This window comes from Pseudomonas sp. T8, assembly GCF_024610635.1.
Lineage (GTDB): Bacteria > Pseudomonadota > Gammaproteobacteria > Pseudomonadales > Pseudomonadaceae > Aquipseudomonas > Aquipseudomonas chlororaphis_I.
In genome coordinates, this window is the sequence record NZ_CP102374.1 from 5120004 (window position 1) to 5134234 (window position 14231).

14 protein-coding genes are annotated in these 14231 nt (G+C 62.1%); 3 read left to right on the top strand and 11 right to left on the bottom strand.

The genetic code is table 11. From position 1 onward, the window contains the following. Nucleotides 1-22 precede the first annotated feature (22 nt). From NRG23_RS23165 to leuS, 5 genes are all read right to left on the bottom strand, one after another. Entirely contained in the window at nt 23-1345 is a 1323-nt protein-coding gene (locus NRG23_RS23165; RefSeq protein WP_038575505.1) for a lytic murein transglycosylase, read from the bottom strand. A gap of 61 nt (nt 1346-1406) precedes the next feature. After that, entirely contained in the window at nt 1407-1568 is a 162-nt protein-coding gene (gene arfA, locus NRG23_RS23170) for an alternative ribosome rescue factor ArfA (RefSeq protein ID WP_007927093.1), read from the bottom strand. 211 nt (nt 1569-1779) lie between these two features. After that, nucleotides 1780-2817 carry a DNA polymerase III subunit delta gene (gene holA / locus NRG23_RS23175; RefSeq protein ID WP_028683493.1) on the bottom strand — a complete coding sequence of 346 codons (1038 nt, stop codon included), beginning with the start codon at nt 2815-2817 and terminating at the stop codon, nt 1780-1782. A 39-nt stretch (nt 2818-2856) separates the two neighbouring features. Further along, complete coding sequence (gene lptE, locus NRG23_RS23180; RefSeq protein WP_009051028.1) at nt 2857-3462, bottom strand: LPS assembly lipoprotein LptE; 606 nt, start codon at nt 3460-3462, stop codon at nt 2857-2859. Nucleotides 3463-3550: 88 nt separating this feature from the next. After that, the gene (gene leuS / locus NRG23_RS23185; RefSeq protein WP_009051027.1) at nt 3551-6157 is read right to left on the bottom strand and encodes a leucine--tRNA ligase; all 2607 of its coding nucleotides are present in this window, start codon (nt 6155-6157) and stop codon (nt 3551-3553) included. 259 nt (nt 6158-6416) lie between these two features. Here leuS and NRG23_RS23190 point away from each other — a divergent pair, with 259 nt between their 5' ends. Together NRG23_RS23190 and NRG23_RS23195 are read left to right on the top strand one after the other, a co-directional pair. After that, a complete protein-coding gene (locus tag NRG23_RS23190) occupies nt 6417-6737 on the top strand; it encodes a hypothetical protein (protein WP_009051026.1) in 321 nt (106 codons plus the stop codon). A 127-nt stretch (nt 6738-6864) separates the two neighbouring features. Beyond that, a complete protein-coding gene (locus NRG23_RS23195; protein ID WP_257372335.1) occupies nt 6865-7635 on the top strand; it encodes a YdcF family protein in 771 nt (256 codons plus the stop codon). Between the two features lie 72 nt (nt 7636-7707). On the opposite strand, the gene lnt is transcribed toward NRG23_RS23195, so the two are convergent. The 5 genes from lnt to miaB all read right to left on the bottom strand — a co-directional run bounded on the left by lnt (nt 7708) and on the right by miaB (nt 13100). Further along, nucleotides 7708-9231, bottom strand: coding sequence for an apolipoprotein N-acyltransferase (lnt, locus tag NRG23_RS23200; protein ID WP_257372336.1), 1524 nt, complete (start codon nt 9229-9231; stop codon nt 7708-7710). 8 nt (nt 9232-9239) lie between these two features. Beyond that, complete coding sequence (locus NRG23_RS23205; protein ID WP_007927086.1) at nt 9240-10079, bottom strand: HlyC/CorC family transporter; 840 nt, start codon at nt 10077-10079, stop codon at nt 9240-9242. A 5-nt stretch (nt 10080-10084) separates the two neighbouring features. Continuing rightward, nucleotides 10085-10579 (bottom strand): rRNA maturation RNase YbeY, encoded by a 495-nt coding sequence (gene ybeY, locus NRG23_RS23210; protein ID WP_007927084.1) that lies wholly within the window; start codon nt 10577-10579, stop codon nt 10085-10087. Then, on the bottom strand, nt 10572-11591 hold the full coding sequence (locus NRG23_RS23215) for a PhoH family protein (protein WP_023969268.1): 1020 nt from the start codon (nt 11589-11591) through the stop codon (nt 10572-10574). Before NRG23_RS23215 ends, ybeY begins: the two co-directional genes overlap by 8 nt. A 180-nt stretch (nt 11592-11771) precedes the next feature. After that, nucleotides 11772-13100, bottom strand: a complete 1329-nt coding sequence (gene miaB / locus NRG23_RS23220; RefSeq protein ID WP_023969267.1) for a tRNA (N6-isopentenyl adenosine(37)-C2)-methylthiotransferase MiaB — start codon at nt 13098-13100, stop codon at nt 11772-11774. 134 nt (nt 13101-13234) lie between these two features. Between miaB and NRG23_RS23225 the strand changes: the two genes are divergently transcribed. Further along, nucleotides 13235-13561, top strand: coding sequence for a DUF1820 family protein (locus NRG23_RS23225; RefSeq protein WP_007927079.1), 327 nt, complete (start codon nt 13235-13237; stop codon nt 13559-13561). A 47-nt stretch (nt 13562-13608) separates the two neighbouring features. Here the strand turns inward: NRG23_RS23225 and NRG23_RS23230 are convergent, their stop codons facing one another. After that, nucleotides 13609-14163 carry a tetratricopeptide repeat protein gene (locus NRG23_RS23230; protein ID WP_007927077.1) on the bottom strand — a complete coding sequence of 185 codons (555 nt, stop codon included), beginning with the start codon at nt 14161-14163 and terminating at the stop codon, nt 13609-13611. Nucleotides 14164-14231 lie beyond the last annotated feature (68 nt).

The window sequence follows — 14231 nt, forward strand, 5'->3', positions numbered from 1 at the left end:
GATGATTGGCGCGCAGGCCGGCTCAGCGCGAGCGCAGGCTCTCCAGTAGCTTGTGGGTCGGGTAGCCATCGGCAGGCCAGCCCAGCGATTGCTGCGCGCTGCGAATCGCCTTGCGGGTATTGGCGCCGATAATGCCGTCCGGGTTGCCAGCATCGTAATTGTTGGCGCTGAGCAGGCTCTGCAACTCGATGCGCTCGGAGCGGCTGAGGGGCATGTCGTCTTTCGGCCAGACGCCGTTGATCAAGCCTGAACCGTTGAAGCGTTGCGACAACAGGTTCACCGCCAGGGCATAGGACGAGGAGTTGTTGTACTTCAGAACGGCGCGGAAGTTGTCGAGGATCAGGAACGCCGGCCCGCGATAACCCGCTGGCAGTAGCAAGGCCGCCGAAAGCTGCTCGGAGCCTGGCGGAACGCTGGCGCCGTTGGGCAGCTTCATGCCCAGGCGCAGCCACTCGGCCACCGGTTTGCGGATCGCACCGTCTGCCAGCGCATAGTCGAAGCCGCTCGCCAACTCCACTTCGAAACCCCATGGCTGGCCTTTCTGCCAGCCGGAGCTTTGCAGATAGTGCGCAGTCGAGGCCAGGGCGTCGGCCGGGCTGTTCCAGATGTCGCGGCGGCCATCGCCGTCGAAGTCCACAGCGTGGGTGTTGTAGGTGGTTGGGATGAACTGGGTCTGCCCCATTGCGCCGGCCCAGGAGCCGAGCATCTTCTCGGGTTGAATATCGCCGTGCTGGAGAATCTGCAGGGCGGCCAGCAGCTGGCTGTTGGCAAAGGCCGGGCGACGGCCTTCGTAGGCCAGGGTCGCGAGGGAGCGGATGACTGATTTGTTGCCCTGGAACTCACCGAAATTGCTTTCCATGCCCCAGACCGCCACCAGCGCCTGGCGATCGACGCCATAACGCTGTTCGATCTGCTGCAGGATGTCGGCGTACTGATTGATCAGCGCCTGGCCTTTGCGCACGCGCAGCGGCGACAGGGCGCCGTCGAGGTACTCCCACACCGGCCGGGTGAATTCCGGCTGGCTGCGGTCGGCCTTGATCACGCCCATGTCCGGGGTGATACCGGCGAACGCCCGGTCGAAAAGATCGGCGCGGATCCCCGCGTTCAGGGCTTCGACACGGAAACCTGCCTGCCATTGGGCAAAGGTCTGGGTTGGCTGGATGTCCAGGTTGTCGACGGCCAGCGGAGCGACGGTTGCAGGCGCGGCGAGAGGGGCGGCTTGAATGCTTTGGAGTGGCTGGGCATCGGCGGCGGTGGGTTTTTCCGCGCAGGCGACGAGCAGGGCAAGGCTGGAGGCAGCGATCAGTTGGCGCAGGTGCCAACGACGGGAAAGACAGAAGGGCATGCACAGGTCCAGAGAATACGAATCAGATACAGACCTTATCACGCCGGCGGGGTTCTCCGCTTTATGCAGCCAGAAAGTAAGAAGCCTCCCAGCTTTTAGACTGGAAGGCTTCGCGGCGGTAGCTGCCTTTGCCCTTGGCGGGTCGTTCCTGACGGCTGCGGAACAGGGGCTGGGCGATGATGGATTTGGCCTTGTTGGGGCCATGCTTGGATGGCTTGCTCATTTTGGGTTCTCGCTTGAGGTGGGTTTGCGCGGCAGATGATCGTCCAGCTTTACCCTGCTGTCCAGCCCTGTGATGTGTAGGACTTTTCAGTGTCTTTCGTTGGATCTCCCGAACCTGTAGGAGCGAGCCTGCTCGCGATAGCGATCGGCCAGGAAACCGCGGTACCGGCTGGCGCTGATCGCGAGCAAGCTCGCTCCTACAAAGTGTCAGGTTATTCGGCGGGGAGAGGCAAGCGTTGTCCGGCCATCAGCAGCGACAGGCGGCTCAGGCTGCTCCAGGGCGAGCCAGCAGCCTGCCCCTTGATCTGCGCATCGATGCGCTGGGCATCGAGCAGCAATTGCGCCCAGCGTGGCGCGGAATAGCGCTGCAGGGCCTTGCTCATCAGCGGCTTGCGTTTGTCCCAGACGGGCGGGCGGGCCTGGCTGAACACTTTATCCAGCGGAGTGCCCTGGCTGTACTGCAGCGACATATTGGCCAGCGACCGCAGTTCCCGGGACAGTGCCCAGAGAATCACCGGAGGCTCGACACCTTCGCCGCGCAGGCCTTCGAGCATGCGCAGGGCATGCGCGGCCTCACCGTTGAGGATCGCGTCCACCAGCCCGAAAACGTCGAAGCGCGCACTGTCGGCGACTGCCGCTTGCACGGTTTCCACCGTGATCTGGCCACCCTCGGCCATCAGCTTGAGCTTTTCGATTTCCTGGGCCGCGGCCAGCAGGTTGCCTTCTACCCTGGCCGCGATGAGTTCCACGGCGTCCTGGCTGGCGGAAAGCCCGGCCTGGGACAGGCGTTGGCGAATCCACTGCGGCAACTGGCTGGCATCCACCGGCCAGATCTGGATGAACTGGGTCTGCTCGCCATCGATCAGGGCCTTGCCCCACTTGGTCTTTTGCGCGCTGCCATCGAGCTTGGGCAGGCTGATCAGCAGCAGGGTGTCTTCGGCCGGCCGTGAACAGTATTCGATGAAGGCCGCTGCGCCTTTGTCGCCGGGCTTGCCCGAAGGCAGGCGCAGTTCCAGCAGGCGTTTTTCGGCGAACAGCGACATGCTCGCACCGGCTTGCAGCAGGGTGCCCCAATCGAAATTGGCGTCGGCGCTGAATACCTGGCGTTCATCGAAGCCCTGCTGGCGGGCGGCGCTGCGAATGGCATCGGCGGCTTCCTGGCACAGCAACGGATCATCGCCACTGATGACGTAGACCGGTGCGAGCGTGCCTTGCAGGTGTTTGCCGAGTTGAGCGGGGGCGAGTTTCATAAGGAAGGGCAAGCGGGGCGCTTGCGCGCCCCACGAGACTTACTGGTTCGGCAACTGCATGGGCGACTGTTGCGGGGTTTCCGCCTCAGCCTTCTGCGCGGCTTCCAGCGCCTCGGCCTCGGCCTTGGCACGAGCATCCGCGGTCTGCTGCAGTTGATCCAGCTGGGTCGGGGTCAGCAGTTGCAGGCGCAGCATCATGTTCTGCACCAGGTCGCGACGCATTTCCTTGCGCACTTCCAGCGACTCCTGGTCGGAGCCCACCAGGTTGTTGCCGTCGTGGATGTAGACCTTCTGCACTTGCAGTTTGTCGCTGAGCAGGGACAGGTTGTTCTGGCCCTGGATTTCGTAGTTCAGCACGGTGGTCATTTCATACTCGGCCGAACGACCGGCACCGGCGTAGCTGAGGCTGCGCTGGGATTCCTGTTCGCGGGTCAGCACCAGCTTGTAAGGCGCGCCGGCATAGACCTTGACGCCACTGCTCTGCAGGACCTGGCGCAGTTGGGTCACGGTTTCGCCGTAAGCGTTGCGGGCGCTCAGGTCGAGTTCCTTGATCGCCAGTTCGGTGGTGCCGGTACCGCGCAGCTGAAAGCCGCAGGCGCTCAGCAGTACGGCCAGGCCGATCACCAGGAGGTTGCGTTTGATCATCTTGTTGCTCCCCTTGAAACCATGTGGGCCGACAGGGCGGCCCTGGAGGTTTTATTCGGCGTCAGCCTTGGGCTGACGCCTGATCCAATTAGCTAGCGACGATATTGACCAGCTTGCCAGGCACGACGATCACTTTACGAATCGTCAGGCCTTCGGTGAAGCGCAGCACGTTCTCGTTGCTCCGAGCGGCAGCTTCGATCTCTTCACGGCTGGCGCTGGCTGGCATTTCGATCTGGCCACGCAGTTTGCCATTCACTTGAATGACCAGTTGCAGGCTGTCCTGAACCAGCGCGTTCTCATCCAGCACCGGCCAGCCGGCGTCGATGATGGCGCCGCTGCGACCCAGCTGGCTCCACAGCTCGTGGCTGATGTGCGGGGTGATCGGCGCCAGCAGCAGGGCCACGGTTTCCAGGCCTTCCTGCAACAGGGCACGGTCCTGCGGGGTGGCTTGCGGTGCTTTTTCCAACACGTTCATCAGCGTCATGACCTGAGCGATGGCGGTGTTGAATTTGTGGTTCTGGCCGACATCCTGGCTGGCTTGCTTGATCGCCAGGTGGATGGCGCGACGAATGACTTTCTGTTCGTCGTTCAGCGCACCCAGTTCCAGTGCGCCCGGCAGGCCCTGGGCTACGTGAGACTGGGCCAGGCGCCAGACGCGCTTGAGGAAGCGATGGGCACCCTCGACGCCGGAGTCGGACCATTCCAGGCTCATGTCAGGTGGCGAAGCGAACATCATGAACAGGCGGCAGGTGTCCGCGCCGTACTGCTCGATCATCGACTGAGGGTCGACGCCGTTGTTCTTCGACTTGGCCATTTTCTCGGTACCGCCGATTTCCACCGGCAGGCCGTCGCTGATCAGCTTGGCGCCGACGATCTTGGCCTTGCTGTCACGCTCCAGCTCGACATCGGCCGGGTTGTACCAGGTGTAGGCACCGTTGGCTTCGCGGCGGTAGTAGGTCTCGGCGACCACCATGCCTTGGGTCAGCAGGTTCTTGAACGGCTCGTTGGAGCTGACCAGGCCCTCGTCGCGCATCAGCTTGTGGAAGAAGCGGGCGTAGAGCAGGTGCAGGATCGCGTGTTCGATACCGCCGATGTACTGGTCCACCGGCAGCCAGTGGTTGGCCGCGGCCGGGTCGACCAGGCCACCCTCGTATTTTGGCGAGGCGTAGCGGGCGTAGTACCACGAGGACTCGACGAAGGTGTCCATGGTGTCGGTTTCACGCTTGGCAGGCTTGCCGCATTTCGGGCAGCTGCACTCGTAGAACTCGGGCATGCGCGCCAGTGGCGAACCGGCGCCGTCCGGCACCACGTCTTCCGGCAGTACTACCGGCAGCTGGTCTTCCGGTACCGGTACATCGCCACAGCTGTCGCAGTGGATGATCGGGATCGGGCAGCCCCAGTAGCGCTGACGGCTGATGCCCCAGTCGCGCAGGCGGAACTGGGTACGGGATTGGCCAAGGTTTTTCTTCAGCAGGGCCACTTCGATGGCGTCGAAGGCACCGGCAAAATCCAGGCCGTTGAACTCGCCGGAATTGATCAGTTCGCCGTGCTCGCCGTAGGCGTCCTGCCAAGGCGCAGGCGTTTCGTCGCCAGCGCTGGTGCGCACCACGTTCTTGATCGGCAGGTTGTACTTGGTGGCGAATTCGTAGTCGCGCTCATCGTGCGCCGGAACAGCCATTACCGCGCCATCGCCATAGTGCATCAGCACGTAGTTGGCGACCCATACCGGGAGTTTTTCACCGGTCAGCGGGTGTTCGACGAACAGCGAAGTCGGCAGGCCTTTCTTCTCTTGAGTGGCGATATCGGCTTCGGCGACGCTGCCGCCCTTGCACTCGGCGATAAAGGCTTGCAGCGCCGGATCGTTCTGCGCCGCCAGGGTGGCCAGCGGGTGCTCGGCGGCCACGGCAACGTAGGTCGCGCCCATCAGGGTGTCAGGGCGGGTGGTGAAGACTTTCAGTGCGCCCGCTTCGCCGATGGAGGCCTGGTCGTAGGGGAATTGCACTTCCATGCCACGGGATTTGCCGATCCAGTTGCGTTGCATGGTCTTGACCTGCTCGGGCCAGCCCGGCAGCTCGTCGAGACTCTCCAGCAGCTCATCCGCGTAGGCGGTGATCTTGAAGTAGTACATCGGGATTTCGCGTTTTTCGATCAGCGCGCCGGAGCGCCAGCCGCGACCGTCGATCACCTGTTCGTTGGCCAGGACGGTCTGGTCGATCGGGTCCCAGTTCACGGTGCCGTTCTTGCGGTAGATCACGCCTTTTTCGAACAGGCGAGTGAACAGCCACTGTTCCCAGCGGTAGTAGTCCGGCTTGCAGGTAGTGACTTCGCGGGACCAGTCCACCGCCAGGCCCAGGCTGCGCAGCTGGGACTTCATGTAGGCGATGTTTTCGTAGGTCCACTTGGCCGGTGCGACGTTGTTCTTCATCGCGGCGTTTTCCGCCGGCATGCCGAAGGCGTCCCAACCCATGGGTTGCAGCACGTTCTTGCCTTGCATGCGCTGGTAGCGGGAGATCACGTCGCCGATGGTGTAGTTACGCACATGCCCCATGTGTAGCTTGCCGCTGGGGTAAGGGAACATCGACAGGCAGTAGTAAGTCTCCTTGCCTGGCTGTTCACTGACTTCAAAGGACTTTTGCTCATCCCAGAACGACTGGGCGGCGGCTTCGATTTCACGGGGCTGATAGTGTTCGTGCATGGCTACTTTTGAACTGAATAGGGGTGGCCTAATCCTCTTCAATGCAACGTTGGGCGGTGATGACGCCAAATGTGGCGTTTTCGCTACCCAGTCGAGCTGGAAGTGGAGTTACAGGAAGCGCCGTAGCATACATGACCGCGCTCTACCGAGGGAAACCCTGATTACGCGCCGTGGGCCGTTGGTCGCGGCACCCGGCCGGTTTCGGCAGTGCGGCTAAGCTCAAAAAGGGGAGTGAGTCTTACTTTCATGAGGTGAGTGGATGGTTGAGTCGCAGCGGAAAGTTACAAAACCCGAGTTGTACGAACGATTGATAGATCGTCTGGCTTTGGCCCTGGATACAGCGAGAACAGCAGGAAGCTTGCGTAATGAGCGTCCTGCGGAGTTGGAGTTGCGGGGCCTGAGTCATGCCGAGCTCGAGGTGATCAAAGCCTATCTGGATCGTAGCGAACGTGAGACGCAATTGAGCGTGCTCGAATGCCTGAGGCACGAAGTGACTCCACATTCGGCCAAGGTCATCTGGTTGAAAGACAAGGTGCCCGCCCGGGATGCGGTAAAGGTCCGATCCCTGCACTTCAAGTGAGTCTGCGCAGCCCATTCGGGCATCTGCGCAGCGTCAACGCCGCGTACCTTGTGCGCAAAATCTGTTTCGTATCTGTTGTTGCTTTGCTTTTACCCACTTAGGCTTCGAGCATCTTTGGAGATGCTCGATGCCTTTTCGTTATTTCGTCAAACAACTACTCCTGCCGCCCGGCCTTCTGTTGCTGTTGCTTCTGTTCGCCTGGTGGTTTCGCCGCTCGAGGCCACGATTGGCTGGTGTGTGTTTTGCCCTCGGCCTGGGCGGGTTCTGGCTGATGAGCCTGCCTGTGATGGTGGAGTGGGGCGCGGGTGCCCTGGAGAGTGAGCCGGCGCTGACGCAAAGCCAGTGGTCGACCCTGGCCGAACAGGCCGATGCGATCGTGGTGCTGGGCTCGGGACGGGAGCGTGGCGATCCGGCCTGGGGGGCCGACCAGCCGACCGGGGTCGGGCTCGAGCGTCAGCGTTACGCGGCGCGCCTGGCCAAGGCTTCCGGGTTGCCGATCCTGACCAGCGGAGGCCTGCACTACGGCACGCCGCCTACGGAAGCGGCGCTGATGGCCGAGTCGTTGCTGAACGATTTCGACGTGAAGGTGCGCTGGCAGGAAGGGCGTAGCCGCACGACCTGGGAAAACGCCCAATTCACCGCACAAGTGCTGGAGCCGCAAGGTGTCAAACGCATAGTGCTGGTCACCCAGGCCTGGCATATGCAGCGGGCTGTCTGGAGTTTCGAGCAGGCAGGATTCACCGTGGTGCCGGCCCCCGTGGGATTCCTCGGGGTGGATAACGCCAGGCCGCTGGGCGGCTGGATGCCGGAGTTCAAGTCGATCTGGCAGAGCGGCCAGTTACTGAACGAGGCGGTGGGGCTGGTGGGCTACAAGCTGTTTTATCGTGGAGAGGACTAGGTTCATCTCGAGCCAGTCCGCTCCCACGGGAATCGCAAATCCCCGGCAGGAGCGAGCAGGCTCGCGATGAGGTCAGACGGTCTTGGCGATCCGGCTGGCCAGCAGGGCCCAGCCGAATAGCAGGACGCTCAGGATGATCAGTGGCCAGGAGCGCCACTGCAGGTAAGGCGTCAGGTTGTGCATCGGCACCACTTCGCCGTACAGGATTCCGCGTTCGAACTGCGGAATCTGCACGGTGATCTTGCCGAACGGGTCAATCAGGCCGGTCACCCCGTTGTTGGTAGCGCGGATCATCCAGCGGCCGGCTTCCAGGGCGCGCATCTGGGCCATCTGCAAGTGTTGCAACGGGCCGATCGAAGTGCCGAACCAGGTGTCGTTGCTGATGGTCAGCAGCAGGTCGCTGCGGGCTGACAGGCCGGCGGCGAATTCCGGATACACCACCTCATAGCAGATGAACGGCGCGATCTGGTAGCCCTTGGCTTGCAGCAAAGGCTGGTCGGCAGGGCCGCGGGCGAAGTCCGACATGGGCAGGTCGAAGAACGCGATCAGGCCGCGCAGCAGGTCTTGCAGGGGCACATACTCACCGAAGGGCACGAGCTTCTGCTTGAGGTATTCGCCATCGCCTTCGCCGACCACGGTAATGCCGTTGAAGTAGCGTTTCTGGTGGTGCACTTCCTGGCGGATCGGTACGCCGGTGATCAGCGCCGAATGCCGGTCGGCGGCAAAGTTGCCCATCATGTTCAGATAACCTTCGGCCGACTCCTTGAGCACCGGCACCGCGGTTTCCGGCCACACCAGCAGATCCACGCGCTTGGAGCCGAAGCTCATGTCGCGGTACAGCGCCAGTTGGGAGTTGAGCTGTGCGGGGTCCCACTTCAGGCTCTGTTCGATATTGCCCTGGATCGCCGCTACGGTCAGCGGCTCGCCCGACGGGCTGGTCCAGGCGTGTCCCTTGAGCGCGATGCCGATCACCCAGGGGGCGACCAGCAGCACTAGGCCGGCGGCGATAAACACCTTGCGTCCGGCGCGGATCAGGCCCGGCAGGTTGTAGAGCAGGGCGGCGGTCAGCGCCAGGGTAAAGGAGATCAGCCACATGCCACCCAGCGGGGCCAGGCCGGCCAGAGGGCCGTCGAGCTGGCTGTAGCCGGAGTAGAGCCAGGGGAAGCCCGTCAGGAACCAGCCGCGGAAGGCTTCCTGGCCCACCCAGAGGGCGGCGAAGGCCAGGGCGTCGGCGAGGGGCGCCTCATTGCGCCGCAGCCAGCGCGCCCAGAGCCAGGCCGGCAGGGCGAAAAAGAAGGCGATGGCGGCAATGAAGGCCAGCATCAGCAAACTGGCCAGCAGCACCGAGGCGCCACCGTAGGTATGGATGCTGACGTAGATCCAGCTCGTGCCGGCGGCAAACAGGCCGAAGCCGAAACACCAGCCGCGCCACAGCGCCTGACGCGGGCTCAGCTCGCGCAGGCCGGCATAAAAGAAGCCGACCGCCAGCAGTGCCAGCGGCCAGATGTCGTATGGCGCCAGGGCCAGGGTGGTGATTGCGCCAGCCGCCATGGCCAGCAGGTTACCGGGCCAGCCGGGGCGGGTTAAGCGCAGCATGTCGATCCTTAACGGGGGATAGGCGTTAGTCGCAGCAGATGAATCCGACGGCTGTCGGCATTCAGGATACGGAAGCGATAGGCACCGATTTCGGTGATTTCGTTGCGTTTAGGCAGGTGCCCGAACGCGCTCATCACCAGGCCGCCGACGGTGTCGAACTCGTCGTCGGAGAACTCGCTGTCGAAGAACTCGTTGAAGTTCTCGATCGGCGTCAGCGCCTTGATCAGGAAATCGCCGCTCGGCAGGGGCTTGATGTAGCTGTCTTCCTCGACGTCGTGCTCGTCTTCGATGTCGCCGACGATCTGTTCCAGCACGTCCTCGATGGTCACCAGCCCCGCCACGCCGCCGTATTCGTCGATGACGATGGCCATGTGGTTGTGGTTGGCGCGGAACTCGCGCAGCAGCACGTTCAGGCGCTTGGACTCGGGCACGAAGGTCGCTGGACGCAGCAGGTCCTTGATGTTGAAGCTGTCGCCGTTCTCCTTGAGGATCAGCGGCAGCAGGTCCTTGGCCAGCAGAACGCCCATGACGTCGTCATGGCTTTCGCCAATCACCGGATACCGCGAGTGCGCGGAATCGAGGACGGACGGCAGGAATTCGCGGGGAGTCTGGGTCGCCTTGATGCTGATCATCTGCGAGCGCGGAACCATGATGTCCCGTACCTGCAGGTCAGCGACCTGGATGGCGCCTTCGACGATGGCCAGTGCTTCGCTGTCCAGCAACTTGTTCTGATGGGCTTCGCGCAGCAGCTCCAGCAGCTCCTGGCGGTTTTTCGGCTCATGGGCAAAAGCCTGGGTCAGTTTTCCCAGCCACGACTTTTGCCCGCTGCTCGATCGGTCTTCGCTCATAGCGATTACTCTAAATCCTTGGTTGTTACAGATGGATGTTCTTCGGTTTCGTCGTCCGCATAAGGGTCGGGATGACCCAGTTCTGCAAGCAACGTTCGTTCCAGTGCTTCCATTTCTTCGGCTTCGTCGTCATCTATGTGGTCGTAACCCAATAGATGCAAGCAGCCGTGAATCACCAGATGGGCCCAGTGGGCCTGGAGGTCCTTGCCTTGTTCGGCGGCTTCGCGCTCGACCACTTCGACGCAGATCACCAGGTCGCCGAGCAATGGAATGTCCAGCAGCTCGTCCGGCACATCGGCGGGGAACGACAGGACGTTGGTGGCATAGTCCTTCTGCCGCCAGGTGCGGTTCAGTTCGCGGCCTTCAGGCTCGTCCACCAGACGGATGGTCAGTTCCGAGTCGGCGGTGCGCTGGCGCAGGGCCAGCTCACACCATTGGCGGAACAGGGCTTCGCTGGGAGCAGGCTTGTCGCTTGCCAGTTGCAGATCAAGCTCAAGCATCGTGGCGATTGCCTTTTTCCGCGGCGGGCTGGGCGGACTCGTCGGCCACGCGCTGTTCGAAGCGCTCGTAGGCTTCGACGATGCGTTGCACCAGCGGATGGCGCACCACGTCCTTGGGCATGAAGTGAGTGAAGCTGATGCCCGGCACATCCTTGAGGACGTTGATCACATGGGCCAGGCCGGACTTGGTGCCCTTGGGCAGGTCGACCTGGGTGATGTCGCCCGTGATCACGGCGGTGGAGCCGAAGCCGATCCGGGTCAGGAACATCTTCATCTGCTCGACGGTGGTGTTCTGGCTTTCGTCGAGGATGATGAAGCTGTTGTTCAGCGTACGGCCGCGCATGTAGGCCAGCGGCGCAATCTCGATGACCTGGCGCTCGATCAGCTTGGCGACATGTTCGAAGCCGAGCATTTCATACAGGGCGTCATACAACGGGCGCAGGTACGGGTCGATCTTCTGGGCCAGGTCGCCGGGCAGGAAGCCGAGTTTCTCGCCAGCTTCGACCGCTGGACGCACCAGCAGGATGCGTCGTACCTGTTCGCGCTCCAGTGCGTCTACCGCGCAGGCCACGGCCAGGTAGGTCTTGCCGGTACCGGCCGGGCCGATGCCGAAGTTGATGTCGTTGCCGAGGATTTCCTTGACGTAGCGCTGCTGATTCAAGCCGCGTGGGCGAATCATGCCTTTTTTGGTGCGCAGGGCCACGGCCGCTTCGGCGACAGGGTGGTTGTTCAGCTCTTCGACGGCGGATTCCTGGAGGAACAGGTGCACCATGTCCGGCGACAGCTCGGTACCCTTGGTTTCCCGATACAGGCGGCGCAGGAGGTTTTCCGCGGAGGTGGTGTGCTTGGGTTCGCCGATCAGCTCGAACTGATTGCCGCGGTTGCGGATCTCGATGGTCAGGCGCTGTTCGATCAAGCGCAAATGCTCGTCGAATTGCCCGCACAGATTGGCGAAGCGGCGAGCCTCAAAGGGCTCGAGGATAAAACGATGTGGTTCTATGGGTGCGTTCAAGGTCGTTTTTTAGCCGCCCAACGGCAATAAAGGATGAAATCAAGGATAACGCCAGAGGCCTGGGTGCGAAAGCTCTTATACGAAGCAATGTCTTTCGCCACATTTTTTCCTTGGAGGCCGGCTTCCCGGCGATGGCGTGCCCGAGGCCGCTACCGCTGGTCAGCCAGCATCGGCAGGAGGTTATTGCAGCAGCGATCCGCGCAGCGAGTGAGGCTGGGCCGAGTCGATATGCACGTCGGCAAACTGGCCGATCAGGGTTGGATTGTCGCAGCGGAAGTTGACGATACGGTTGTTCTCGGTCCGCCCCTGCAGTTCGCCCGGATCTTTCTTCGAGTAATCGGTAACCAGGATGCGCTGGATCGAGCCGACCATCTGTCGGCTGATTTCGAATCCTTGCTGGTTCAGCCGGTGTTGCAGCGCGTTCAGGCGTTCCTTTTTCAACTCTTCCGGGGTGTCGTCCGCCAGATCTGCCGCCGGGGTGCCCGGGCGCTGGCTGTAGACGAACGAGTAGGAGAAGTCGAAGCCGACGTCTTCGATCAGCTTCATGGTTTGTTCGAAGTCTTTTTCGGTCTCACCGGGGAAACCGACGATGAAGTCCGAGCTGATGCAGATACCCGGCACGGCGGCGCGCAGTTTGCGCAGCTTGGACTTGTATTCCAGCGCCGTATGGTTGCGCTTCATGGCTGCGAGAATCCGGTCGGAGCCCGACTGCACCGGCAAGTGCAGGTGTTTCACCAGTTCCGGAACCTCGGCGTGGGCCTGGATCAGGCTGTCGGAGAACTCCAGCGGATGGGAGGTGGTGTAGCGGATGCGCTCGATGCCATCGACCGCCGCGACCACGCGGATCAGTTCGGCGAGGTCGGCCAGGCGGCCGTCATGGGTCTGGCCCCTGTAGCCGTTGACGTTCTGCCCCAGCAGGGTGACTTCGCGCACGCCGTTTTCCGCCAGGTGGATGATTTCGGAGATCACGTCGTCGAACGGCCGGCTGACTTCCTCGCCACGGGTGTAGGGCACCACGCAGAAGGTGCAGTACTTGCTGCAGCCTTCCATCACCGAGACATAGGCACTCGGGCCGTCGATGCGCGGCTCTGGCAGGTGGTCGAATTTTTCGATTTCCGGGAACGAGACGTCGACCTGCGGCAGCTTGCTGCTGCGGGCTGCATCGATCATTTCCGGCAAGCGGTGCAGGGTCTGCGGGCCGAAGACCACGTCGACGTACGGTGCCCGGTCACGGATCGCCGCGCCTTCCTGGCTGGCCACGCAACCGCCGACGGCGATGACCATGTCCGGGTTGGCCAGCTTCAGCTCGCGCCAGCGACCCAGTTGGGAATACACCCGGTCCTGGGCCCGCTCGCGGATCGAGCAGGTGTTGAGCAGGATGACGTCCGCGTCTTCGGCGCGGGCGGTGACTTCCAGGGCCTGGTGTTCACCCAGCAGATCGACCATGCGCGAGCTGTCGTACTCGTTCATCTGGCAACCGTGGGTTTCTATGTAAAGCTTCTTGGCCATGGAAGGGGTCATCACGTGATTCAAAGAACCGCGCATTATAGGGAACATGGCCTTAGGTTCCTACCGCTGCGCGTCCGGTGGCTATGCTATAGTTCGCGCCCTCTTTTATATCCCCGATGTGTTACCCGCCCACCATGACCAAACGTGAAGCTCCAATCTACAAGGTGATTTTCCTCAACCAGGGACAGGTGTTCGAAATGTACGCCAAGCAGATCTATCAAAGTGATCTGTGGGGTTTCCTGGAGGTGGAAGAGTTCGTCTTTGGCGAGCGCACGCAAGTGGTCGTCGATCCGAGCGAAGAGAAGCTCAAGGCCCAGTTCGAAGGCGTGGTGCGCAGCTTTGTACCGATGCATTCGATCGTGCGTATCGACGAGGTCGAGCGCCTGGGCACGCCGAAGATCAGCGAGGCGCGTGGCGTGAGCAACGTCATGCCGTTTCCGATGCCGATGCCTGAGAAGTAAGGGCTGTATCGAGTGTGTTATCGCGAGCAAGCTTGCTCGCGATGTCATCAAGGCAGGGGGGAGAAGGGCGAACGCCCGTCGGCGCTCTGCAGTTCCATCAGGTATTTGCGGAAAATCTGCCCCAGCACCTGGGTGGCGACTTCCAGCTCATCGCGCTGCATGTGCTCGGCCACTTCGTCGGCCGTGTCCAGTGCCTCTTCGGCGCCATTGACCGCCGCCATCTTCAGCACGATATAAGCCTGAACGTTGTTGGCCGGTACACCTTCGCCACGGAAGAACATGGTGCCGAGCTTGAATTGCGCCTGGGCGTGGCCTTGCAGCGAGGCCTTTTCAAAGTAGCTCAGGGCCTGATTGAGATCGCGCGGGGTATTTTTACCTTCGTAGTAGAACTCGCCCAACTCGTATTGCGCTTGCGCATCCCCTTCGTCAGCCGCCTTCTGGCAGACCGCCAGGGCCTCGGACAGATCCTGTGACTGAGTATTGAGGGTGCAGCGACCCATCGCTGGGATCAACAACGAGTTGCCGCCTGCTTGTGCGTGCGCGAGCAGGGGCTGAAGGAGCAACAGGCAGCCCAGTGCAAGGGCGCGGCCGGTGCGGTTCATGGGAATCGACTTACCTCTGAAGGGCGCGCGGACCCATCGAGGGATCCAATAAGCGCGCATTATGAAAT